Below are 23148 nucleotides of genomic sequence, written 5' to 3'. Positions count from 1 at the left end.
CATGAAGCGCCGACCCCGAGACATCGGCACCGCCGCCGAAACTGCCGTCGTCCGCTACCTGCACACCGCCGGCTTTCCGCACGCCGAGCGCCGGTCGCTACGCGGCGCCCACGACGCCGGAGACATCACTGGTACACCCGGCGTCTGCTGGGAGGTGAAGGGTGGGGCTGCCGCCCGGACCGCCAGCGACCTGGACATCACCCGGTGGATGGCCGAACTCGCCACCGAGGTCCGCAACGCCCACGCCACGGTCGGGCTGCTCGTCGTCCAGCGGTCCGGGGTCGGCCCGGCCAACGCCGGCCGGTGGTGGGCCGTCATGCCCGCCTTCCAACTCGCCGACCTGGCCACGCTGGAGCCTCTGCCGGTCAGCGACGGGCACGCCTTCCCGGTGCGGATGCTGCTCGCCGACGCCGTGTCGCTGCTGCGCGCCACCGGCTACGGCTCAGCCGGCCCGACGCCGGCCGCCGTCCCGTTCGGCGACGAGCGCAGCCTGCGCGACCGGGTAGTCACGGTGCCGCTGCCGGCGGAGGTGGCGTGATGGCCAAGGTCACCAAGTCCGCCAGCCGCAGCGTCTACATCGCCAGCCCGCCTCCGGTCAGCGGATCAATGACCATCTGGGCGCTGAGGGACTTCCTCGCGGCGGTTGACGCCGAGGGTATCCCGGACACCGCCACCCTCGAATGCCAGAGGGATCACAACACGTTCCACTTCACCGGGGTTTCCGTGCGTCACACCGTCCCCATCCCATCGGAACCCACCACCCCTGACTCCCGATAAGGCCACGACCCCACGACCCAGATTGGAGATCGAGATGTCTACCCACACGATCTACCGCGTAACGTGCGATGCCCCGCACTGCTCCGCCGTTGGAATCATCGAGAAGATCACTGACGTTCCTGACGGCTGGCGGCGGGTCTCGTCAGCCGATCACCTCGCCGACTGGCGGCCTGGCCGGCGGCGTAATCCGTCGACCGGTCGGCAGTACACCGACAAGCGGTCCCCCTGGGACGTCTCCGCCGGGTCCTTCGCCCTGCACCTGTGCCCGGCCGACAGCACGGCGTTCGACGGCCACCTCCCCCGGACCGAGGGGGCGGTGATGTTGGCTCGGGAGCGCGATCGCCGCGTGCTGGTGAGCTGCTCGTGCGGTGCCCTGTCCCGCACCACGAAGGACCTCCTGTGGGTCGGGCGCGACCCGATGCCGACGAGCGAGGTGGAGCGGACGTGGTGGCTCCACCTTCCCGCCGAGTTGCAGGAGTACGCCACCCGGGGCCGCGTCATGGAGTCCGCCTGAACTACCCATCACGTAGCCGTAAACAGCCATTTAAGGCGTAGATCAGAAGGGAGTTGACCATGCGACGCCTGCTCCAACCTTGGATTCCGATCCGGCGGATCGCGGTACTCGCCAACCTGCACGGCGGTGCGGCCCGGTTCCGGACGATCATCGCCGGCCGGTCGTGGGCGCTTCTGTTCGTGCGCAAGGACCCGTCGATGCCCGCCGTCCCGCCGGAGGAACGGCCGACGATGCGCGAGGCGATCGACCAAGCCGATGCCGCCGACCGGCACGACCGGACCACCTCATAAGCCCAAGTATGAGCCCAAGAAACGATCTAGATAGGAGGTGAAAGGTGAGGCCACCGGTGCGCTACTACGGGGGCAAGGGCCGACTTGCCGGCCGCATCGTGGAAATGCTGCCGCCCCACCGGCTCTACGTCGAGCCGTTCGCTGGCAGTGCCGCCGTGCTGTTCGCCAAGCAGCCCGCCCAATTCGAGATCATCAACGACCTGGCCGGAGACGTCGTCACGTTCTTCCGGGTGCTGCGCGACCGTCCTCGCGACCTGATCACGGCCATCGAGCGGACACCGTACGCCCGTGCCGAGTTCCAGCACTGCCAAGAGCACGCGGACCAGCCGGCGAACGAGGTGGAGCAGGCTCGACGCTGGTGGGTGCGGCAGATGCAGGGCTTCAATGCCGTCCCCATCCAGACCCGGCGGGCCCGGGTTGGCTGGTCGCTGTCCAACGCCAGCAACAATCCGGCCACCCGGGTTACCGGCTACCTGGCCCGGATGGGCGCAGCAGCGGAACGCCTCCGCCGGGTGCAAATCGAGCAACGCCGGGCGGTCGAGGTGGTGGCCCAGCACGGGCGGGCTGATGACGCGCTGTTGTACGTCGATCCCCCGTACCTGCCTGAGACCCGCAACGACCGGGGCGCCTACCAGGAGGAGATGACCTCCGACGATCACCGCTCGCTCGCCGAGGCCCTGCACGCCTTGCGGGCGATGGTGATCCTGTCCGGGTACGCCTCGCCGCTCTACGACGAGCTGTACGCCGACTGGACCCGGATTGACGTCGGAATCAGCAGGCCCACGAGCAACCGTGCCGGCCGCCAGGGTGCGGTGGGCACCGAGACCCTATGGCTGAACAGGGCTTTTGACGAAACTAGCGCCGGAACTCGGAGTTTTGACGAAACCCTGTGCGCCTGTGAGTGCGGACGGACGGTGATCCGACCTGCGACCGGGCGCCGCCCGAAGTACTTCTCCCCGCTCTGTCGTCAGCGTGCCTACCTCCGGCGCAAGGCAGGTGTTGCGTGACCACCCTCGTCACCGCCCTGCTTCGCGCTAACGGTCCCTATCCGGCTCGATTCATTGACAGATCGGAGATCGAGATGACCCCGATGCCCGACGAGGCCACCTGCACCGAGGACGGATGCCCCACCACCGTGGCCGACACTCCCGGTAGCCGCTGCGGCGAACTCAACGGCGAGCAGACCGCCGCCGGATGCGGCGAGCTGTTTTGCAACGACCACCTGTTCGCCACCCAGCGAGACGGCTACCTCTGCGCCGCCGACTACCGCGAGCTCGTGGCATGACCACCCTTGCCACCGTGACGCAACCGGACGACCACCTCGCCCGGCTTGTCACCGCCTTCATCGAAGGCCGCAAGAGCGACCACACCAAGGCCGCCTACCGCCGCGACCTCGCCCTCTGGCTCCAGTGGTGCGACACCAACCGCATCGACCCCCTCGACGCCTGGCCCGCCCACGCCCAACTCTGGCTCAGCACCCTCCACCGTGCCGGGGAGGCCGGCACCACCCGCGCCCGCCGGCTCGGCGCCGTCTCCAGTTGGTACCGGTGGCTCGTCTACCACCAGGCCGCCCCACGAAACCCGGCCGCGCTCCTGCCCGAGGACCGACCCGCCCAGTCACCGAAGCACGCCCCAGCGCTCTCAGACGAACACACAGCCGCGATCCTCGCCCAGGCCGACCAGGACACACCCCGGGCCGCCGCAATCGCGTGGACGCTCCTACAGACCGGCATCCGGGTGGGCGAACTGACCAACGCCAACACGGGAGACGTCGGGCTGGACCGGGGGCACCACGTCCTGCACATCATCGACGGCAAGGGCGGCAAGACCCGGGCCGTGCTGCTCGTGCCCCCGGTCGTCGCCCGCCTCGACACCTACCAGGCCACCCGCCGCGACACCGGCACGCTGGTCAGCGCCGACGACACGGGCGCCGGCAGCGTCCGGCCGCTCATCGCCACCCGCACCGGAGGTCGGCTCGACCGCAAGGCCGTACGGCTGCTGCTCCAGCGCCTCGCCCGCGCCGCCAAGCTGCCGCCCGAGGTCGCCGACCGGCTCACCCCGCACACCACCCGCGCCACCTACGTGACCAGTGCTCTCGACGAGGGCGCCTCGATCTACGACGTGGCCCGGGAGGTCGGCCACAGCCGTACCGACACGACCCAGGGTTACGACCGCAGCCACTACGACCCGTCGCGCAGCCCCGCCTACAAGCTCATGGGCCGCTACGCCCGCCACCTGCCCGCCGACGACCCCGCGCCGCGCTGAGCGGCCAACCCGAGAGGACCGAGACCCATGACTGCCCCGATGGCCAAGGTGACCCGAAGTGCCAGCCGTTCGATCTACATCCGCAGCGTGTCGCCGTACCAGGGCGGTATGAGCGTGTGGGCACTCCGCGACTTCGTCCGGGCGCTCGACGCCGAGGAGATCCCCGACGACGCCAAGGTCGAGTGCCACCGCGACCACAACACCCTGCATCTGACCAACCTGTCGGTGCGGGTCGTCACCGAGGACACCGCTGGTACACCGGCCGAGGAAGCCGCCCCGACCCCCTGAAACGCCGGTGGCCCTCCCGACCGCGAAACCGGGAGGGCCACCACCAGCACCCCGCGAAGGCGCTGCGACTCACCGGCCAGCCTACCGAGGGGGACCGCACGTCATGACCGGCCAGACCGCCACACCGCGCCACCCGAACACCCTGCACGCGCTCACCGCCGCGTGGAGCCTCCAGGTCGCCCGACAGCAGCTCGACCACGCCATTCAGTGCGGAGCCGACCAGCCCCGCGACGGACTCCGGTCCTGTGCCGGCGGCAGCGTCCGCTCCCGAGGCGGTCACGGCGACCCGGTCGGCAACATCGCACTTGCCCCCACCAAGCTGACCGGGAACGAAAGCCTCACCAGGCTGGAGCGGGCTACCACCAGCACCCTGACCTGGCTCGCCGACACGCTCCGGCTCACCGCAGGCCCGGACCCGATGTGGCGGATCCTCGACGGTCTGCCCCGGCTCCAGCCCGGTACCACCGAGCAGCTACGCCGGTGGCTCGTCGACCACGACGCCCGGATCCGGACCGCGCTCGGCCTTGGTCCCGACGAGCAGGTGCTGCCGGGCGCTGAGTGCCCCGCCTGCGGACGCCGGCCGATGACCGCCTGCACCGCCGCCCCCGACCCCGCCGACTGGACCGTGGTGTGCACCGCCGGCTGCCGCTGCGCCGGCCAGGGCTGCGGGTGCGCCATGCTGGTGCAGGTGGAGGGTGCGGTGCACATCTGGCCGGGCGCTGTCGACTTGGTCGCTGCGATGGAGCTGGCACAGTGGCCGCGACGGTGGCTGGTCGGGCTTACCGCCGATGGAGGTGAGGCAGCGTGAGTGATCGTGTGGGGTGGTTCGCTGACGTTGAGGACGTCGACTCCGAGGACGGAGAGCCACGCAGCGACCCGGCCTATCCGTGGCAGCCGGTCCTGCAAACCGCTGGCCTCTGCCTGTCGCTGGACATCTGGTTCGCCAGCAGGGCAGAGTGCGAGCAGTGGCTTCGCGACAACGTCATCGGCGTGGAGATGATCGAGGAGCGGCCGTGATCCGGCACCCCGAGACCGGCCGCCGGTATGGCACCGCCGCCGAGATTGCTGTCGCACTCGGCCCCGACGTCACCGTGGCGATGGTCCGCAACTGGTCCCAGCGCGACGGACTGCACCGGCATCAGGTCGGCCAGACGGTCTACTACGCACTCGACCAGGCGGCCAGCATCGAGCGGGACAAGCGGCTGTCCGGACGCGGCAGACGACGCGTCCCGGTAGCGGGCTGATACGCTTTGATCACACACCCCGATGGCAGGGGTGTCTCTACAGCCCGGTCGAGCCCCCTCGCTCCCGGGCTGTTGTCGTCTCCGAGATCGGTCGGCGCTGGCGGGAGACGGTGCGGGTGGTGGTGCGCGGCCGGGTCGCGGGCGAGGTCCGGCCGCGCCACCTGCGATGACCAAGGCGTGACCAGGCCGACCGGGTCTGAGAGCGTTTCTAAGCCAAGATCTGAGCCTGAGGGTTACTCGGGTATGGGTCCGGCCTGGTTCGTGCGGGAGCGTGGACACAGTGCCAAGAGCAATGCGCGTCTGCCCCTGCACTGGATGCGCCGAGCACCCCGGATCGTGCCCCGAGTTGACGACGGGCGGACGATGCGACGGATGCGCCCGGACCGCCGACGCCGCACGTGGACGACGACAGGACCGCGGCTACGACGCCGAGCACGAACGACTCCGCCGCGAGTGGCAGCCCAAGGTCGAGCGAAGCGAGGTCGACTGCCACGCCACAACCTGCGTCATGCCGAGCCGGACCATCAAGCCCGGCCAACGGTGGGACCTCGGGCACACGGACGACCGCAAAGGATGGACTGGGCCCGAGCACGAGCGATGCAACCGAGGATGGCGACGCGCCCAATCTCACGGACAGTGACGAAGGGGGGGTGACCCTCTGGCAGGCCCCGGACCAGGACCGCCGGGGAGGTAGAAATCGCCGCGTACGGGATCCGGTGACTGACAGTGACTCTGCGTTGGAGGCGGTGACCATGCCCGGACCAGCACCCAAGCACCCGTCGACCCGGGCTCGCCGCAACCGCGCCAGCACGGCGGCGACCCTGTCCATCGACCCGACGATCGAGGCTCCGAAGCTCCCGACCCGGCTCTGGCACGAGCAGACGCGCGCCTGGTGGCGGGACATCTGGTCGTCGCCGATGGCCCCGGAGTACGACGAGTCGGATCGGCACGGCCTGTTCGCGCTGGCCGTCTTGGTCGATGACTTCTGGACGACCGAGGACGCGAAGCTCCGCAAGGAGATAGCGGCGGAGATCCGCCAGCAGCGGCAGGGCTTCGGTCTGACCCCGATGGATCGTCGCCGGCTCCAGTGGGAGATCGAGCGGACCAGTGAGGCGCAGGAGCGTGGTCAGCGTCGTCGACAGGCTGCTAAGACGCCGGCCGAGACGGGGGAGGATCCGCGTAACGTCCTGCACGCGGTGTCGTGAGCACGTTCGTCGTTCCACCGCTGGACGAGGAGCCCTGGCCGACGCTGGGTCCCGGGGTCTGTGACCTGATCCAGGATCGGGCAGTGTTCGGTCCCGGCTCGCTGAAGGGTCAGCCGGCGAAGCTGGACGACGAGACCCGGGCGATCATCTACAAGGCGTACGAGGTCTACCCCCGGAGGCACGAACTGGCCGGCCGGCGACGGTTCCGGCGGGTCCGGATCTCCGCCCGGAAGGGTACGGCGAAGACGGAGAAGCTCGGCTGGATCGCTTTCGCCGAGCTGCATCCTGAGGCGGAGGTCCGGTTCGACGGGTGGAATGCCGCAGGCGAGCCTGTTGGTCGGCCGGTTCGTGACCCGTACATTCCGCTGCTGGCGTACACCGCCGAGCAGGTGGAGGAACTCGCCTACAACGTGCTCTACGTGGTGTGCACCGAGGGCCCGGACGCCGATCTGTTTGACGCCGGGCTGGAGCGCATCATCCGGCTCGACGAGCGCGGCCGGGCGGACGGTAAGGCGGTGCCGCTGGCCCAGTCGCCGAATGCCCGGGACGGCGCCCGGACGACGTTCCAGGGCTACGACGAGACGCACCGCCTGGACCTGCCCCGGCACGTCGCGGCGTACGACACGATGGAGGCCAACCTCCCGAAACGGCCGCTCGACGACCCCTGGTCGATGGGCATTACGACGGCGGGAGTGCCAGGCGGCGGATCGGTCGCCGAGCAGGACAAGGACGAAGCCGAGGCGATCGCGCGGGGCGAGATCGACGAGCCGGAGCTGTTCTACTTCCACCGCGAGGCCGGCCCGCACCACGACCTGAAGACCCTGACCGGGAGGATCGAGGCCATCCGGGAGGCGTCCGGCCCAGCGGCGGCTTGGTCAGACCTGCGGGGTATCGCGAAGCAGTGGGACCGTCCGAAGGCCGACAAGGCGTACCTGGAGCGGGTCTGGACGAACCGGTGGACGCAGGCCGAGGCGCAGGCGTTCGACGCCGGACGGTGGATCGACCTGGCCCGACTCGGGCGGAAGATCCCGCGTGGTGCGTCCGTCACGGCCGGTCTGGATGGCGCCCGATGGCGGGACACCACCGCGTTGGTCGTTACGGAGATAGAGACTGGCTTCCAGCACCGATTCGGGCTGTGGATACCGGAGGAATCCCCCGGCGGTGAGATCAAGGTTGCCGAGGTCGATGACGCGGTGGCCGAGATGTTCGAGCGGTGGCGGGTGCTGCGGTTCTACGGCGATCCGGCGGCCGGCTGGGACGACCCGTTGTCGCGCTGGTCGGGCACGCACGGGCCGAAGGTCGTGGCGTTCTGGTACACGGACTCCCGGAACCTGCGCAAGACCGCGTTCATGTGCCGCACGTACTCGGCGGCGATCCGGGCCGGCGAGGTCACCAACGACGGCGACGACGCCTTCACTCGGCACATCGGCGCCGCTCAGAAGCGGTTCACGAACATGGTCGACGACGAGGGCCAGCGGTTGTGGGTGATGGCCAAGGAGCGGCACGACTCACCCAAAAAGATCGACTGTGCGATGGCCGGCGGGCTGTCGTGGCAGGCCCGGCTCGACGTACTGGCTTCCGGGCTATGGAGCCCTGAGCCCGAGGACACCCGCGTGATCGTGTTCCGGTAGGAGGGGAGGGTCTGTGGCGCTCAGCGAAGACGAGGCCGAGACCCTGGCCCGGCTGGAGTACCAACTCGTTCGGCAGCAGCGGAAGCTGTGGACGCTCGACGCCTACTACAACGGTGAGCAGCGGGTCGAGCAGCTCGGCCTGGCGGTGCCACCGGAGTTGCGCCAGTTCCTGACGGTGGTGAACTGGCCGGCCACGTATGTGGACGCGATTGAGGAGCGCCTCGACGTGGAGGGCTTCCGGCTGCCCGGCCAGGACGGCGCTGACGCCGACCTTTGGCGGGTGTGGCAGGAGAATGACCTCGACGAGGAGTCCCAGCTCGCCCACCTGGATTCGCTGGTCTTTGGCCGCTCTTATGTCACGGTCGGCGCCGGTGACGCCGGGCCGGACGAGGACGACGACGGCGACGAGGACCGGGATCCGGCCACGCCTCTGGTGACGGTTGAGTCGCCGCGTGAGGTGACCGCCGAACTGTCTCCGCGTACCCGCCGGGTCGCCGCCGCGGTGAAGGTCTACCGGGACAGCCCCATCGGTCCGGCCCGCCGAGCCGAGTCGATTCAGCTCGCCACCCTGTACCTGCCGGACGTCACGGTGTGGCTGGAGCGGCGTAACGCCCGCTGGGTGGAGGTCGACCGGGACGATCACGGCATGGGTGTGGTGCCGGTGGTGCCGATGGTGAACCGGTCCCGGGTCGCCCGTCGGCATGGCCGGTCGGAGATGGAGCGGGTTATCCCGCTGACCGACGCCGCCGCGCGCGCGCTGACGAACGCCCAGCTCGCCACCGAGATCATGGCGATTCCACAGCGGTACGTCCTCGGCGCGTCGAAGGGTGACTTCGTCGACAAGGACGGCAAGCAGTTGCCCGCCTGGGAGGCGTACTTCGGAGCGATCTGGGCGCTGCTCAACCCGGCCGCCAAGGTCGGCCAGTTCGACGCCGCCGATCTCAGCAACTTCAAGACGATCGTCGACCACTACGCCAGCCTGGTGGCGGGGGTGACCGGGCTGCCGATGCGCTACCTGGGCCAGTCGACGACGAATCCGCCGTCGGCGGAGGGCATCCGCGCGGACGAGTCGCGCGTCATCAAGCTGTGCGAGCGGGTACAGCGGTCTCGGGGCGGGTCGTGGGAGCGGGTGATGCGTCTGGTCCGCCGGATCCTCGACGAGGACTGGAATCCGGACCTGGCGAGCCTGGAGACGATCTGGCGTAACCCGGCGACGCCGACGAGGGCGGCCGAGGCCGACGCCGCGGTGAAGCTGTTCAGCACCAGCCCGCGACCGATCGTGCCGCTGCGGCAGACCCGGGAGTCGCTGGGTTTCTCGCAGGTGCAGATCGCCCGGATGGAGGAAGAGGACGAGGCGGAGCGCCGTCGCGACCCGGTGCTCGACATCGCCCGCGGCCTGGCCGGCGGCGATGCGGCGGGCGAGCCGGCCGCGGCGGTGACCGGTGCCGACGCCGCTTGAGGTCGCCCGCCGCCACTACCGCGACCGTGCCCAGTTGACATCGACCGTCGCCGGTGAGGCGGCCCGGTTGTGGCGCCAGGTGGAGCCGGACCGGATCGCGGTGTCGTGGCGGTCGTTGTTGGTCCGACTGCTGTTGGTGCTGGTCGGAGCCCAGCAGGCGGCGGCCGGTCGGGCGGACGGCTACCTGACCGAGGTACTCGACGCGCAGGGCCTGGATCCTGATCCGGTCGGCGGGGTGCGAATCCGGTCCGGGTCCCTGGCCGGGGTCGCGTCGGACGGCCGGGATCTGTCCGGACTCCTGTACCGGCCGGTGGTGACGACGCTGGCCGGGATCGGGGCCGGGGCGACTGTCGACCGGGCCTTGGCCGGCGGCGCCGCGCACCTGGACATGATCGTACGGACCCAGGTGGCGGATGCTGGTCGGGTCGCTGACCAGGTGGCGCTGACGGCGCGGCCGTCGGTGACCGGCTACGTGCGGATGGTCGTCGGCGGAACCTGCTCCCGGTGCATCCTCCTCGCCGGCCAGCGGTACCGGTGGAACACCGGATTCCAACGGCATCCGAACTGCGACTGCGTCCACGTCCCGGCGGCCGAGGACACTGCCGACGACGTACGGACGGACCCCCGTCGTTACTTCGGCAGTCTTGACGCCGCCGAGCAGGACCGGGTGTTCACCAAGGCAGGCGCGGAGGTGATCAGGGACGGCGCCGACATCGGCCAGGTCGTCAACGCCCGACGTGGCATGTATACCGCCGCTGATGGCCGAAAGCTGACCAGGGAAGGTGCCCGTCGCCGCCGGATGGAGCGGCTGATGCCGGAGCAGATCCTCCGCGACGCGGCCGGCAACCGTGACGAGGCGATCCGACTGCTGAGGCAGCACGGGTACCTCATTTGATCTTCCCGCCCCTGGAGGGCGGTGGAAGTACGCCCCAGGAGGGCATCTTGAGCGACACCATCACCGAGACGGTCGACGCCCCGGAGGCGCCCGACGTCGAGGAACGAACCACCGAGGACCCGCGCGTCACGAAGGCCAATCAGGAGGCGGCCCGGTACCGGCGGGAGTTGCGGGAGACGCAGGCCAAGCTCGCCGAGTACGAAAAGGCCCAGCAGCAGAAGGCCGAGGCCGACAAGTCGGAGGCCGAGAGGCGAGCCGCCGCTGAACAGCGTGCCACTGAGGCAGAACTGCGGGCAACCCGACTGGAGGTGGCCCACGAGAAGGGCCTCACCCCGGCCCAGGCCAAACGGCTGGTCGGCGACACCCGGGAAGCGTTGGAGGCGGACGCCGAGGAGATCCTGCGGGACTTCCCGGCAGCGCGGGCCAAGTCGGAACCGAAGGCCCCGAAACCGGACCCGTCGCAGGGTGCCCGGTCGACCGCCCCGACCGCATCCGTGGAGGCGGGGGCGAGCCTTTACCAGCAGAAACACGGCAAGAAGAGTTGACCGCGCGGGCGGGTGTTCCGCGCTGATTCCCGCGCCAGGGCGGCGCGGCATCGCTCGCGAAGGAGACAACGATGAACCTCGCCCCTGTGACCGAGGCGTTCGGCCAGGACGACCAGTCCTGGCTGGGCTCGGAGGAGGGCACGGACCGGGCCATCTCGATCACGCTGGACACCAGCGCGTTCAACGCCGGCCTGCACTACCCCGACGGCTACTTCCGCTCCGGCATCATCCTCGGCCAGATCACCGCCACCGGCCTGTACGGGCCGTATAACGCCGCCGCCGCGGACGGGACGGAGACCGCCGCCGGGCTGCTGCTGTGCGCGGTGGGCGCTCCGTCGGCGACGACCACGGACGTGCAGGGCGCCATGCTCTGGCACGGCCGGGTGCTGCTGTCCAAGTTGCCGATCGCGGAGGGCCTCAACGGCGGTCCGGACGCAGGCGACGCGTACGCGGCCGACCTTCCGCAGATCCGATTCGACGCCTGAGAGGGGTGAGGTAGATGTTCCTGTTCACCGACTACATCACCCCGGCGGAACTGACTGGCTACGTCCGGGAGGCCCTGGCCGACCTGGACCGCAACCGGTTCACCCTGTCCCAGTGGCTGCCCCGGCGGGCGATCGACGACCTGCAGTACCGCTACACCCGGGGCGGGGAAGGGCTGACCGAGGCGGCCACGGTGCGGGCGTACGACGCCGAGTCGCCGATCGGCTCCCGGCCGGGCCTGACCCGGGTCACCGGCGAGCTGCCGCCGATCAGCCGCAAGATCCGGCTGGGCGAGTACGAGCGGCTGCGGCAGCGTCGCGACGAGGCGGGAATCCGCAACGCGATCTTGTCGGACGCGGAGCGGATGGCCCGGGCGGTCGCCGCGCGGCTGGAGCTGTTCCGTGGCGAGGCCCTCTACCGGGGGTCCCTGGTCATCTCCGAGAACGGCGTGGTCGCAACCGTCGACTTCGGCCGGTCCGGCTCGCACACGGTGGCTCCGGCGGTGCTGTGGTCGGTGGTGGCCACCGCGACCCCGCTGGCCGACCTGATCACGTGGCGGGACACCTACATCGCTACCAACGGGGAGGCGCCGGGCGCGATTCTGACCTCCACCACGGTGCTCGGCTACCTGCTGCGCAACGCCGAGATGCGCCAGCTCGCCGCCACCGTGGCGGGCACCCCGAGCATCGTGTCGCAGGCGACCGTGAATGCGGTGTTCGCGGCGTACGGGCTGCCGCCGATCTACATCTACGACGCGCAAGTGCGGGTCGGCACCACGGCGACCCGGGTAATTCCCGCCGACCGGGTGATCCTGCTGCCGGCGCCCGGTTCGCCGGACAACCCTGAGGGCACCGACCTGGGGGCGACCCTGCTCGGCACCACCGCGGAGTCGCTGGAACCCGAGTACGGGCTGTCGGGGGTGGAGCCGGGCATCGTGGCCGGCTCGTACAGCACGAAGGACCCGGTGGCGGTGTGGACGAAGGCCGCCGCGATCGGTCTGCCGATCATGGCCAACCCGGACCTGACGCTCGCCGCCGACGTGGCCTGACCTGAGGAGATGCGATGGCGCGCAAGCTGAACGCCTTCGTCACGGTGCACCGCCGCGACGACAAGGGCGAGCTGACCGGCGAGTCGGTGACCGTCGGCCCGAACGACGACCTGTCGCGGCCGGAGCTGTCCTGGGTCGAGTCGGCGATCACCAATCCGGACGTCTGGGCGGACGCCGCGAAGCCGACCCCGGCTGGCGAGTCCGTCGGGCCCCAGGCGCCGGCCGGCGACGGTCCGCCGCCGAAGGGCGGTGCCGGATCCGGTGCGCCGGAGTGGCGGGCGTACGCGGCCCGCAAGGGTGTCGAGGTGCCCGACGACGCATCCCGGGACGACGTGATCGCGGCGCTGTCCGCGGCCAACGTCCCGACCGAGTAGCAGCTCCGGCCGGCCGGTCACCCTCCCGGCTGCCCGGCCGGACCGACCCTCGGAGGCGTCATGCCTGACCCGCTGTTCACGCTGCCCGAGCTGGACGCCTACACCCAGCAGACCGTGCCGCCGGCAACGGGCGCGCTGGTGCTGGCACTGGTGACCACCCTGATCCGTAACGAGGTCGGCCCGACGGTCTACGACGCGCTCACCGATGTGAGCATGCTCAAGCCGGTCGCCCTCGACGTGGCGAAGCGGATGCTGCTTAATCCGGGCGGCATGCGGTCGAGGTCACGGCAGATCGACGACTACACCGAGACCAACACGTATGCCTCCGAGACGCTGTCCGGCATCGGCCTGACCGACGCCGAGCGGGAGCAGATCCGCGATGCGCTCGGCCTGGGCACGTCGGGCGCGTTCACGATCCGGCCGTACGGCGCTCCGTCCTGGGCCAGGTGCTGTTGATGTCGGCCGCCGAGGTGCTGGCCCGGGGCCGCGAGTTCGCTGCTGAGCTGATGGTCGACACCTGCGAGATCGTTGCCGTCACCGGCACACACACGGACCTGGGCACCGGGCAGGCCGTCGAGGATACCGACGTGGTGTACGCCGGCCCGTGCCGAGTCCAGCAGGCCGACCCGATCGCCCGGGCCGAGATGGTCGGCGAGGCGGACCGACTGATGGTGACCCGGCTGTTGTGGCTGCCGGTGGCCACCTCTGTCGGCGTCCGCGCCGGTCAACGGGTCCAGATCACGGTCTGCCAGTACGACCCGGACGTGGTCGGCCGGCGGTTCGTGGTCCGGGCCGAGTTCGGCAAGACCCACGCGACCGCTCGACGACTGGGGATCGAGGAGGTGACGAGTTAGGTGGACATCAACCTCGACGGCTCCAGCCTCAACCAGCTACGCGCCGACCTGGCCGAGGCGCCCGACAACGCGCACGTCCTCATCCGGGCGGCGGTGCGGTTCACCGCCCACGGCATCCGGGACGCGGCGCGGGGCGCTGCCAGCGGTATCGCCCACGCCCCGGACTACCCGAGGGCGATCACGTACGACACCAAGGATCTCGGTGTCGGGCGGGGCATGACGGCGGAGATCGGTCCGGACAAGGGGCGCCGCCAGGGAGCGTTGGGCAACATCCTGGAGTACGGCACGGTCAACAACCCGCCCTACGCCCACCTGGGCCCGGCTCTGGACCACTGGACCCCGGACTTCGTACGAGGCCTGGAAATCGCCGCTGCGGATGCCCTGGAGGGGAAGTGAGCGACGAGCCGCACGCCGTCGCCATCCTCGACCTGCTCCGCGCTGTCGACGGCCTGGTCGTGTACCCGCCGGCCGACGGTGAGGGCGACGGGCAGATCGTGCCGACCAGCGCGTCCCCGCCGTACGTGGTGGCGTACATCCAGGTCACCTACGCGCTGGGCCCGACGATCGATCTGCTGTCCAGCCGGGCGGTCGCGCGGGTGACCTGTCACAGCGTCGGCCAGACGGACATCGCTGCCCGGGTGGTTGCCAACCGGGTGCGGTCCGCGCTGCTTGACGTCGTGCCAGTTATCGCCGGCCGGAAGCCGTACCCGATCCGCTCCGACGACGGGCAGCCACCCCGCCCCGACGAGTCCACCGGCCGTCTCGTGGTCGACCAGATCGACATCTACCGCTTGGAGTCTTTGCCGGGCTGACCGGCACATCACCTTTGGAGGACGACGTGCCGACTGAGTTCGTGCGCATCCGAGAGACCCGGACCAAGGCAGAGAGCACCGTGTCGCGCCGCCGCGCCGACCAGCTCGTCCAGCGTGGCGGGGTGGAGATTCTCAAGGACGCGAAAGCCGTCGACAACCTCGGTCGACCGCTGCCGCCCACCACTCCCGAGATGACCGCGAAGAGCAAGGAGCAGGCCCGATGACCTCACCGCTGCCCACCTCGGTGCCGTCTGATGGCACCCTCGCTCTCCTGTACGTGGCGAGTTTGACCGACCCGACGGCGCCCAAGCTGACCGAGATAAACGCCGTGACCAGCCAGGAGTTGGACGGCTACATCACCGGCGACGGATGGCAGCCGACCGGGGAGCAGGCTGTGGTTGCTGACGAGCGGATCGCCACCACGCAGACGTTCGAGCAGCCCGGTCGCAAGACCAAGAGCCTGACCGTGGTGTACGTCCACAACCCGGCGGACCCGACCAACAACGAGGCCTACATCACCTTGGCCGAGGGCACCACCGGATATGTCCTGTCCCGCTACGGGGTGCCACGCACGCAGGCGTGGGCGATCGGTGACCTGACCGACGTGTGGCCGATCACCGCAGGTGAGCCGATGAAGAACTGGAACGGCGCGAACTCGGTGCACACGGCGACTCAGCGGCTGTTCGTGACCAACCAGGTGCAGTCGGACGTCGCGGTCGTCGCATGACCAACGCTGACGAGGTTCTGCTGGGCGCCCGGCTGCCAGAGGAGACCGTGCCGGTGTGCACCCGGGGCGACTTGATCAACGAGTTCCGGCGCCTGGACCGCGAACTGGCGCAGGCCCAGGTGCAGGCGGCGGCGGACCCGCGCATCGCCGGCAGTGGCACCGCCGACCTGCGGGCCCGGGTCGATGAGTTGCGGCAGCAGATCGAGGCGGCCACGGTCCAGTTCAGGTTGCGGGCCTTGCAGCCGAAGAGGTGGCGTGACCTGGTTGACGAGCACCCTCCCCGCAAGTTGGCGGACGGGTCGATCCACCAGGACGACCGGGGCCCGCAGGTCAACAACGAGACGTTCTTCCCGGCGCTGATCCGGCTGTCGACGGTCGAGCCGGTTCTGCGTGAGGAGACGTGGGCGGCGCTGCTCGACTCCGAGCAGGAACTGATCAACGTGCAGCAGTTCCTTAGGCTGGGCCGCACCTGCTGGGACCTGAACAAGGAAGAGCCCGACGTCCCTTTCTCGTTCGCCGGCTGGCTGAGGACGCGGGACTCCGCCAGCGGGTCGGTCTCGCCCGAACCCTCGGCATCTCCCTCCGCCGACTCGACGGCTGGGAGCCCGAACGAGTAACCGAGTACCGGCATGAGGGTGGCAAGCTGGCCCGGTCGGTGACCACCACGGAGTCGGAGTGGACTCCGGGCGAGGTGGCGTGGATGACCGCGCTGGCGGCCTACGAGGCGGGCCAGTGCCCCCGCTGCCGGGGCGTGCTGGAGGAAACGACTGACCCGGGCAGGGACTTCAACAACCCGTTCGCCACCGCCGTCTACCTGCCGGCACCCGGCTACCCCCGGCAGTGCCACTGCTGCGCGGCGATCGACCGGTCGGAGCAGCAGACGCGCACCCAGAACCCGCAGCATCCGGCCGCGATCCTCCACGCCGTTCAGCTCGTACCGAGGGGGTGACCCGTGGCCCGCACCGTCAAGGTCGGCCTCGACGTCGATGAAGCCCCGTACGTACGCGGCGTGGGGCGGGCGGAGAAGGCGACCGCGAAGCTGGATGACGCGGTCGAGTCGGCCGGCGGTTCGGCGAAGGAAACCGCTGCCGGGATGGGCAAGGCGTCCGAGTCGATCAGTGATGTCGGCAAGTCAGCTCGGGGCGCCGGCAGGGAGCTGACCGGCCTGCGTCGGGATGCCGCGATTCTGGACCGCCAGATCACGGACACGGCCCGCGGCGTGCGGGACCTGGCCCGGGAAATCTCCCGCACCGCCGACGCCGCTGAGCGCGCCAAGCTGACCGAGAAGCTGAAGGTCGAGCGCGGCAAGCAACGGGGCCTCACCGATCTTCGGAACCTGATCGATGCCGACGAGGCGGCGAAAGGCTTCAGTACCGAGTTCGCCACCAAGATCGGACCGCTGATCGCTCGGGCGCCGATCAGCGTCGGCCCCATTGGCGCAGCCATTGCTCTCCCGATCGCTGCCGAGGTCGCCACGGTGCTGGGCGCGGCGGTCGCCGCCGGCATCACGGGCGGCGCCGGCATCGGCGGGGTGATCGGCGGGGTCACGATCGCCGCGAAGCACTCTGCGGTCAAGTCAGCGGCGGAGTCCCTGGGCAGCGAGTTCGAGAACCGGCTCCAGTCGGCGGCGGTCAGTTTCGTCCCGGCGACGCTGTCCGGGATCTCTGTGATCCGGAACAAGCTCGCCGAGGTCGAGGGTGACCTGGAGTCCATCTTCAGCAACTCCGCCCGGTTTGTCGTGCCGCTGGCGGAAGGCGGCGGTACGGGCATTCAGGAGATCGTCACCGGAGCTCGCGAGCTGGTCGAGGTGGCCGGCCCGGCTGTCGACGCGATCTCGGAGGGCCTGGCCGAGTTGGGCAGCGCGGCCCGGGACGGGATGGAGTCCCTGACCGACAACTCCGAGAGCGGTGCTCGCGCCCTGACGCTGGTCTTCGAGGTTGTCGAGACCGGCATCCGGATGGTCTTTGGCCTGATCAACGTCCTGGCCGAGCTGTACGAGGTGATGGAGTTCGGCAACGGCCTCTTCGAGTGGTTCAGCCGGGCCAACGACGAAGGTGGCAAGAAGAGTGAGGAGTTCGCTGGCGAGCTGGCCAACCTGATGAACGGCTTCCGGGAGACGTCGACCGAGGCAGAGGACGCCGCCCGCGCGGTCCAGCAGTACGCCGAGGCGCTCGACCTGATCGTCGACCAGAACCTGTCCGCTGCCGAGGCGAACCTCCGCTACCGGGAGACCTTAAAAGAGGCCCGGGACGAGATCGACAAGAAGCGGAAGGTCTCCGCGGCTGAGGAGGAGCAGCTTCTCAGCCTCGCCCGGTCATCGAACACCTTGACCGACGCACTGGAGGCGCAGGGTGCGTCCACGAAGACGCTGTCGGAGCGCAGCCGGGAGGCCCGTAGCGACTTCGTCGCGACCGCGATGCGGATGGGCTACACCCGGGAGCAGGCGCGGCTACTCGCCGATCAGTACCTGAAGGTGCCGCGCAGGGTACCCACCACGGTCACCGCCGATACGGAGCAGGCCGCCGCTAACCTGCGGGCGATCATCGCCCTGTCGGCACAGATCAAATCCAAGCGGGTCGTCATCACCACGGTCAACAACCAGGTGGTGACTCGCAGCGAAGGCCGCAACGTCCCGATCGGAAGCGGTGTCGGCGGCCGGCGCTGGGGCGGCATCGACTACGCCATGGCCGGCGGCGGCATGATCGAGGCACATTTCGCCACCTCGCCGACGGTGCTGTACGGGGAGCGGGAGACCCGCGGCGAGGCGTACATCCCGCGTGACGGTGACACCGCCCGGTCTCGGATGATCGCGCAGACGGTGGTCGAGGAGTGGCTCGGTGGCCGGGTGGCCTGGCCGGCATCCGGCGGACCTGGTCCGGTTACGGCCCCGTTCATGGGCAGCGCAGCGCCCGTACAGGCTCAGCAGCCTACTCAGTCAGGTGGGATGACGCTGCGGCTGGTGGTCCAGGACGGCGCCGTGCAGGGCCTGGTCCGGGTTGAGGTCGACGAAGCGTTCGGCTCTCTGGCTGACGCCACCATCTACCAGACCGCCGAGTGACGGGAGGGGCCGGTGCCGACAACCCTTGTCGCGACGCCAGAGCCGGGCAACACCCCGCCACGGGTCCTGCTGGAGCTGGAGTACACCGGGCAGACCGAGGCGACGGTGTCCCGGCTGGACCCGGACGGCCGTACCCGCCTGGTGCGGCTCGCCGATCCGGCGACGCTGTCGGGCGGACTGTGGACCGGCTACGACTACGAGAGCTGGCTCAACGGCGAGGCCGTCTACACGGCGATCACGGCCGGCGGGTCGGTCACCTCCACCCCGGTCACCCTGACCGCTGACCGGCCGTGGCTACGACACCCCGGGGTGCCGTCGCTGTCTATCCCGATCGAACCGGTCGGGCCGCTTGCCGACCGGGTCCGCCCGGTCAACCAGGCGGTCTTGCAGCCACTGGGCCGGCGGGAGCCGATCGTCGTCACCGACGCGCGCCGCAAGTCGATCCGGTCGACGCTGCGACTGCGAACGGAGACAGCGGACGAGGCTGCCGCCCTGGTCGGCATTACCGATGACGCGTCGATCCTCCTGCTGGACGCTGACGCCGATTGGGGACTCGGCATCACGCACGCCTACCTGGCGCTCGGCGACCTGGAGGAGACCTCGTTCCGCGACGACTACGGACCTCACCCGTGGCGGACCTGGTCAGCGCCGTACGTGGTGGTGGGCAGGCCTGCGGGCGGACTGCAGTCGGAACGCACCTACGCCGACGTGCTGGCCGAACACGCCACCTACGCCGATGTGCTGGCTGCGTACGACACCTACTCCGACCTGCTTCTCGGGACGTCCTGATGTACCCGGTCAGCAGCGTGTTCGGGCACGCCCTGAGGGAGGCGCACACCCTCGCCGTCCGGGTCGACGCCTGGTACGACGGGGCTCTCCTGATCGAGGATCTACCGCTCGACGAGGGCAGCGCCGGCCAGGTGACGATCCAGGCTGGGACGGGTGTCCGCCGGCAGCTCGACCTCACGATCACCGACGCGGGTCTGTGGGACGACCTGGACGTCACCGGCGTTGAGCTACGGCCCTACCGCGGCGTCCGGTATCCGTCCGGTGCGACGGAACTGGTGCCGCTCGGGGTGTTCGGCCTGGACGAGCAGTCGATGTCGGTGGGCCCTGACGGCGGGATCAGGATCCGGACCGCCCCGGACCGGTGGGCTCGGGTGCAGCGGGCGAAGTTCGAGACGCCAGCGTCGAGCCAGGTTGGCGACCTTGTTGTGGACGAGATAGTGCGACTGGTGACCGACGCGGTCTCCGGCGTCGCGGTGTCCGTCCTGGCCACCTCGACGGCGACGGTCGGGGCGCTGGTCTGGGACCGGGATCGGGACAAGGCGATCGTCGACCTGGCGACGTCGATCGGTGCTGAGGCGTACTTCGACAACGACGGAACCCTGGTGGTCCGGGATGCGCCGCTGTTGTCGCAGCCGTCGGTGTGGACGGTCGATGCCTCCCCGTCCGGGGTGCTGCTCGGCGGTGACCTGCGCCGGGACCGGTCCCGCACCTACAACGTCGTGGTGGTCAGCGACGCCCGCACCGACGGCAGTACGCCGTTCGCCCCGCAGGTGATCGAGGACGACGACCCGGCCAGCCCGACCTACGTCGGCGGCCCATTCGGCAGGGTCCCGTACTTCTGGAGCAGCCCGGTAGTCACGTCGGCGCCACAGGCCGTCGTCGCCGGCACGACCATCCTCAACAGGGTTAGGGCCGTCAACGCCCAGCTCAACGTGGATGCGGTGGTGCACCCAGGCCTCGACCGCGGCGACGTCATCACCGTGCTCACCTCCTCCGGCCGGGTCGAGCAGCACCTGGTCGACGCGGTGACAGTGCCGCTGACCGTCGGCGGCGTTCAGTCGATCACCACCCGGTCGTCGCGGCCGGACGGGGCCGAGGGGTAGCCGTGCGCCGTGAGATCCGCCGGGCCGCCGCCGAGTTGCTGCGGGACCGGCCACCGCAGGGCGCTCCGGCGTCATGGATGGAGCAGGCCACGGTCGTCGCCGTCGCGCCCGGTGCGGCATCCGACGGCAACGCCCTGCTGACCGTCGAGTGGCGTGGCGCTGAGGTCGATGCCGCTTATGGCGCCAAATACACACCGACCGTCGGTGACACCGTCCTCGTCGTCGTTCAGCCGCCGTCTCTGCTGGTCGTGGACCAGGTCATCGGCACACCGTAGGAGGTCACAAGGTGGGCACCACACCGATTCACGGGTTGCCGTATCCCGACCTGTCGGATGCGCCGAACGTGCCGGCGGATGTCAGTGCGCTCGCCACCGCCGTCGACACGCTGCTCGCCCAGTACAGCGACGCCGCCGATGTGCAGGTGTTCGCCGCCGACGGGACGTGGACGAAACCGGCCGGCGCGCGGACGGTATGGGTGCGGGTCCAAGCCGGCGGCGCCGGAGCGGGAGCTGTCGTCGGCGCGGCTGGGACGACCGCTGGTGCGTCCGGAGGCGGCGGGGCCGGGGGCTACTGCGAGAGCGTCTACGACGCGGCTGATCTGGGGTCGTCGGAGGCGGTGACAGTCGGCGCGGGCGGTGTCGGCGGCGGGGTCGGTGCCGGCGGTACTGGCGGCGACAGCACGTTCGATTTGATGACCGCGACTGGGGGGACGTCGAGCGCGGCGGTGACGGCGACGACGGGCAGCACGGTCGGGGTCGGTGGTGCCGGTGGGGGCGCGACCGGCGGGAACGTCTGCAACGTTCCGGGCGGCTCTGGTGGCTACGGGAGAACCCTGTCCGTCCAGAACATTTTCGGCAACCACGGCGGCGACAGCGTGTGCGGCCACGGTGGAGCGCCGTCGCCCGGTACCGGCGGTGTCGGCCTGGTCGGTACCGGCTACGGCGCCGGCGGCGGCGGGGCGTTCGGGTCCACGACCACCCGGGCGGGCGGGGCGGGCAGTCCCGGCCTCGTTGTCGTCGTGACCCTCTTCTGATCTATCGCGGGCTCGGGTACACGTTCGGCGCCGCCGGCCCTTCGGCCGGGAGTGGCGGCGGATCGGCCTGGTAGCTGTCACATGATCCGCCGCTGACTGCGAGCGCGGCGATGACGACGGCGATGAACCTGCGAATCCGCATTCAAGATCCTCCGAAAACGCTGGGAGCTGCGATGATTCCTCACGTCCGCAAGGCGCTGGTATCGGCTGTCGCCATCGCGACACTGCTGCTGACGACCGAGCCGGCCACCGCGGCGAGCGTGGTGCCGCCACCCGGCCCCGGCGCGTACGGTTCCGGCACCCTCGGCGACTGGACGATCGGCTCGCACGCCGTGTCCAGCCCGGTCCGGATCCAGGAGGCCGTCGACACCGGCGGTGTGTGGCTGCTCGGCGACAGCATCACCGTGGCAACGTACAGCGATTTCGGTACCCGGCTGCATGCGGCGACGGGTCAGGTCATCGCGGTCGACGGCAAGAGCGGCAGGCCAACCCCGCCAACGATCGACGTGCTGGAGCAGTGGGCGTCCACCTACGGCCTGCCGCCGGTCGTCATCATCGCGTCAGGCGCCAACGACATCTTCGGGCCGGTCGGGCCCACCAGCATCGCCGCGCAGATCGACCGGGCCGCCTCAATCGTCGGGCCGGACACCGCCCTGATCTGGGTGGAGACGCACATCAGCCGGTGGCTCCAGCCTGGCTACATCCAGGTCAACGACCAGCGCAACACGGGCTGGATCAACGGCGTGATCTGGGAGGCCACGGCCCGCCACGACAACCTCAGCGTCGTGGCGTGGGAGCGGTACATCAGCATCGTCCCCGACCGAGTCCGCGCCTATCTCTCCGACGGCGTGCACCTGGACCCAGCCGACGGGATGGTCGCTCGAAACTCGCTGATGGTGCAGGCCGTCCAGGCGGCGATGGCGGCCGGCTGATGGCCACGGTCGCGAAGCCGAAGCACAAGGAGGCCAGGGCCCTCTACCTGGAGCACCTCGACCTGCACCCTGGCCGCACCGTCGGGAACGACCTCGACCCGCTGGAAGCTGGCATCGTCGGCGACTCCCGGCACGGCAGCGGCTACCACATCAGCCGTGCAGACAACGACTCCGGCGACTACTCGGTCGACGAGTCACCCCGGGACCGCCGCGGTCGATCCGACTACGCGTCGGCGATGGACATCGGCTACTTCAAGGTCACCACCGACCGCGGCACCTTCGACCTGTACGACTACAACCGCTGGCTTGTCGGGCTCTGCCGCTCGGGAGATTCGGACACCGCTGATCTGCGAGAGGTCATCTACTCCCTGGACGGGACCACGGTCCGCCGCTGGGACCGGCTCGGGAAGCGGTCGACCGGCGACAGCTCGCACCGCACCCACACCCATCTGAGCGAGTTCCGAGACGCCGATGGCCGGCGCATGGTCGCGCTGGCCCGCCGCTGGCTACAGCTCATCGGACTGATCGACACGGAGGACGACGACATGACCGACGACGACCGAAAGAAGCTGAACGCGATCTACTCGGCGGTGTTCCTCGGCGGCCCGTCCTGCGGGTTCGAGACCGACCCGGGCAACGGCCGCGGTTCGGCGAACAGCCTGGTGAACAAGGCCGACGAGCTGCTGAACCGGACGGCTGCGCCGAGGCCCGTCGCGGTGGATGCCAGCGCCGTGGCTGTCGCGCTGGCCGGCAACACCACGTTCATCGGCGCACTGGCCAAGGCCGTCAACGACGACGCCGCGAAGCGGATGCAGAGCTGAC

Annotated in this window: 34 protein-coding genes; all 34 read left to right on the top strand. The window is 70.0% G+C overall.

The window, feature by feature from the left end:
• The first annotated feature begins 1 nt into the window (after position 1).
• The 34 genes from ACQEVC_RS45615 to ACQEVC_RS45450 all read left to right on the top strand — a co-directional run bounded on the left by ACQEVC_RS45615 (position 2) and on the right by ACQEVC_RS45450 (position 23147).
• The gene (locus ACQEVC_RS45615; protein ID WP_432872150.1) at positions 2–538 is read left to right on the top strand and encodes a hypothetical protein; all 537 of its coding nucleotides are present in this window, start codon (positions 2–4) and stop codon (positions 536–538) included.
• Positions 538–777, top strand: coding sequence for a hypothetical protein (locus ACQEVC_RS45610; RefSeq protein ID WP_432872148.1), 240 nt, complete (start codon positions 538–540; stop codon positions 775–777). Before ACQEVC_RS45615 ends, ACQEVC_RS45610 begins: the two co-directional genes overlap by 1 nt.
• A 34-nt stretch (positions 778–811) precedes the next feature.
• A complete protein-coding gene (locus ACQEVC_RS45605; RefSeq protein ID WP_432872146.1) occupies positions 812–1291 on the top strand; it encodes a hypothetical protein in 480 nt (159 codons plus the stop codon).
• A 59-nt stretch (positions 1292–1350) separates the two neighbouring features.
• Positions 1351–1581 carry a hypothetical protein gene (locus ACQEVC_RS45600; RefSeq protein ID WP_432872144.1) on the top strand — a complete coding sequence of 77 codons (231 nt, stop codon included), beginning with the start codon at positions 1351–1353 and terminating at the stop codon, positions 1579–1581.
• A gap of 56 nt (positions 1582–1637) precedes the next feature.
• A complete protein-coding gene (locus tag ACQEVC_RS45595) occupies positions 1638–2588 on the top strand; it encodes a DNA adenine methylase (RefSeq protein WP_432872142.1) in 951 nt (316 codons plus the stop codon).
• Positions 2585–2866, top strand: a complete 282-nt coding sequence (locus tag ACQEVC_RS45590; RefSeq protein ID WP_432872140.1) for a hypothetical protein — start codon at positions 2585–2587, stop codon at positions 2864–2866. Before ACQEVC_RS45595 ends, ACQEVC_RS45590 begins: the two co-directional genes overlap by 4 nt.
• Before the next feature lie 14 nt (positions 2867–2880).
• On the top strand, positions 2881–3846 hold the full coding sequence (locus ACQEVC_RS45585; protein ID WP_432872138.1) for a tyrosine-type recombinase/integrase: 966 nt from the start codon (positions 2881–2883) through the stop codon (positions 3844–3846).
• A gap of 27 nt (positions 3847–3873) precedes the next feature.
• Positions 3874–4134: a hypothetical protein gene (locus tag ACQEVC_RS45580; RefSeq protein WP_432872136.1), complete on the top strand. Its 261-nt coding sequence runs from the start codon at positions 3874–3876 to the stop codon at positions 4132–4134.
• A 103-nt stretch (positions 4135–4237) separates the two neighbouring features.
• Positions 4238–4942, top strand: a complete 705-nt coding sequence (locus tag ACQEVC_RS45575) for a hypothetical protein (RefSeq protein WP_432872134.1) — start codon at positions 4238–4240, stop codon at positions 4940–4942.
• A complete protein-coding gene (locus tag ACQEVC_RS45570) occupies positions 4939–5151 on the top strand; it encodes a hypothetical protein (protein WP_432872132.1) in 213 nt (70 codons plus the stop codon). Before ACQEVC_RS45575 ends, ACQEVC_RS45570 begins: the two co-directional genes overlap by 4 nt.
• Positions 5148–5378, top strand: coding sequence for a hypothetical protein (locus tag ACQEVC_RS45565; RefSeq protein WP_432872130.1), 231 nt, complete (start codon positions 5148–5150; stop codon positions 5376–5378). The genes ACQEVC_RS45570 and ACQEVC_RS45565 overlap by 4 nt, the downstream gene beginning before the upstream one ends.
• A gap of 752 nt (positions 5379–6130) precedes the next feature.
• The gene (locus ACQEVC_RS45560; protein ID WP_432872128.1) at positions 6131–6583 is read left to right on the top strand and encodes a hypothetical protein; all 453 of its coding nucleotides are present in this window, start codon (positions 6131–6133) and stop codon (positions 6581–6583) included.
• Entirely contained in the window at positions 6580–8214 is a 1635-nt protein-coding gene (locus ACQEVC_RS45555) for a hypothetical protein (RefSeq protein ID WP_432872126.1), read from the top strand. Before ACQEVC_RS45560 ends, ACQEVC_RS45555 begins: the two co-directional genes overlap by 4 nt.
• A gap of 13 nt (positions 8215–8227) precedes the next feature.
• Positions 8228–9673 carry a phage portal protein gene (locus ACQEVC_RS45550; protein ID WP_432872124.1) on the top strand — a complete coding sequence of 482 codons (1446 nt, stop codon included), beginning with the start codon at positions 8228–8230 and terminating at the stop codon, positions 9671–9673.
• Between the two features lie 34 nt (positions 9674–9707).
• Positions 9708–10568: a hypothetical protein gene (locus tag ACQEVC_RS45545; RefSeq protein ID WP_432872122.1), complete on the top strand. Its 861-nt coding sequence runs from the start codon at positions 9708–9710 to the stop codon at positions 10566–10568.
• Positions 10569–10615: 47 nt separating this feature from the next.
• Positions 10616–11113: a hypothetical protein gene (locus ACQEVC_RS45540; RefSeq protein WP_432872120.1), complete on the top strand. Its 498-nt coding sequence runs from the start codon at positions 10616–10618 to the stop codon at positions 11111–11113.
• Positions 11114–11184: 71 nt separating this feature from the next.
• Entirely contained in the window at positions 11185–11598 is a 414-nt protein-coding gene (locus ACQEVC_RS45535) for a head decoration protein (protein WP_432872119.1), read from the top strand.
• A gap of 14 nt (positions 11599–11612) precedes the next feature.
• On the top strand, positions 11613–12644 hold the full coding sequence (locus ACQEVC_RS45530) for a major capsid protein (protein WP_432872117.1): 1032 nt from the start codon (positions 11613–11615) through the stop codon (positions 12642–12644).
• Between the two features lie 14 nt (positions 12645–12658).
• Entirely contained in the window at positions 12659–13018 is a 360-nt protein-coding gene (locus tag ACQEVC_RS45525; protein WP_432872115.1) for a hypothetical protein, read from the top strand.
• Between the two features lie 60 nt (positions 13019–13078).
• Entirely contained in the window at positions 13079–13474 is a 396-nt protein-coding gene (locus ACQEVC_RS45520; RefSeq protein WP_432872113.1) for a hypothetical protein, read from the top strand.
• Positions 13474–13872 (top strand): DUF6093 family protein, encoded by a 399-nt coding sequence (locus ACQEVC_RS45515; protein ID WP_432872111.1) that lies wholly within the window; start codon positions 13474–13476, stop codon positions 13870–13872. The genes ACQEVC_RS45520 and ACQEVC_RS45515 overlap by 1 nt, the downstream gene beginning before the upstream one ends.
• Entirely contained in the window at positions 13873–14268 is a 396-nt protein-coding gene (locus tag ACQEVC_RS45510; protein ID WP_432872109.1) for a hypothetical protein, read from the top strand.
• Positions 14265–14684, top strand: coding sequence for a hypothetical protein (locus tag ACQEVC_RS45505; RefSeq protein ID WP_432872107.1), 420 nt, complete (start codon positions 14265–14267; stop codon positions 14682–14684). Before ACQEVC_RS45510 ends, ACQEVC_RS45505 begins: the two co-directional genes overlap by 4 nt.
• Before the next feature lie 41 nt (positions 14685–14725).
• Positions 14726–14908 carry a hypothetical protein gene (locus ACQEVC_RS45500; protein ID WP_432872105.1) on the top strand — a complete coding sequence of 61 codons (183 nt, stop codon included), beginning with the start codon at positions 14726–14728 and terminating at the stop codon, positions 14906–14908.
• Complete coding sequence (locus tag ACQEVC_RS45495; RefSeq protein WP_432872103.1) at positions 14905–15411, top strand: hypothetical protein; 507 nt, start codon at positions 14905–14907, stop codon at positions 15409–15411. Before ACQEVC_RS45500 ends, ACQEVC_RS45495 begins: the two co-directional genes overlap by 4 nt.
• Entirely contained in the window at positions 15408–16028 is a 621-nt protein-coding gene (locus tag ACQEVC_RS45490; protein ID WP_432872101.1) for a hypothetical protein, read from the top strand. The genes ACQEVC_RS45495 and ACQEVC_RS45490 overlap by 4 nt, the downstream gene beginning before the upstream one ends.
• A gap of 38 nt (positions 16029–16066) precedes the next feature.
• The gene (locus ACQEVC_RS45485; protein WP_432872099.1) at positions 16067–16360 is read left to right on the top strand and encodes a hypothetical protein; all 294 of its coding nucleotides are present in this window, start codon (positions 16067–16069) and stop codon (positions 16358–16360) included.
• Positions 16361–16363: 3 nt separating this feature from the next.
• On the top strand, positions 16364–18469 hold the full coding sequence (locus tag ACQEVC_RS45480; protein ID WP_432872097.1) for a hypothetical protein: 2106 nt from the start codon (positions 16364–16366) through the stop codon (positions 18467–18469).
• A 12-nt stretch (positions 18470–18481) separates the two neighbouring features.
• Complete coding sequence (locus tag ACQEVC_RS45475; RefSeq protein ID WP_432872095.1) at positions 18482–19258, top strand: hypothetical protein; 777 nt, start codon at positions 18482–18484, stop codon at positions 19256–19258.
• A complete protein-coding gene (locus tag ACQEVC_RS45470) occupies positions 19258–20361 on the top strand; it encodes a DUF5047 domain-containing protein (RefSeq protein WP_432872094.1) in 1104 nt (367 codons plus the stop codon). Before ACQEVC_RS45475 ends, ACQEVC_RS45470 begins: the two co-directional genes overlap by 1 nt.
• A gap of 2 nt (positions 20362–20363) precedes the next feature.
• Positions 20364–20636, top strand: a complete 273-nt coding sequence (locus ACQEVC_RS45465) for a hypothetical protein (RefSeq protein WP_432872092.1) — start codon at positions 20364–20366, stop codon at positions 20634–20636.
• 11 nt (positions 20637–20647) lie between these two features.
• Positions 20648–21394, top strand: coding sequence for a hypothetical protein (locus ACQEVC_RS45460; protein ID WP_432872090.1), 747 nt, complete (start codon positions 20648–20650; stop codon positions 21392–21394).
• Positions 21395–21567: 173 nt separating this feature from the next.
• On the top strand, positions 21568–22326 hold the full coding sequence (locus ACQEVC_RS45455; RefSeq protein WP_432872088.1) for a GDSL-type esterase/lipase family protein: 759 nt from the start codon (positions 21568–21570) through the stop codon (positions 22324–22326).
• Positions 22326–23147: a hypothetical protein gene (locus tag ACQEVC_RS45450; RefSeq protein WP_432872086.1), complete on the top strand. Its 822-nt coding sequence runs from the start codon at positions 22326–22328 to the stop codon at positions 23145–23147. The genes ACQEVC_RS45455 and ACQEVC_RS45450 overlap by 1 nt, the downstream gene beginning before the upstream one ends.
• The last annotated feature ends 1 nt before the right edge of the window (position 23148 follow it).

It is taken from the genome of Plantactinospora sp. CA-294935, from assembly GCF_050936445.1.
Taxonomy (GTDB): Bacteria; Actinomycetota; Actinomycetes; order Mycobacteriales; family Micromonosporaceae; genus Plantactinospora.
This window is presented reverse-complemented; position numbering and strand designations above follow the sequence as displayed.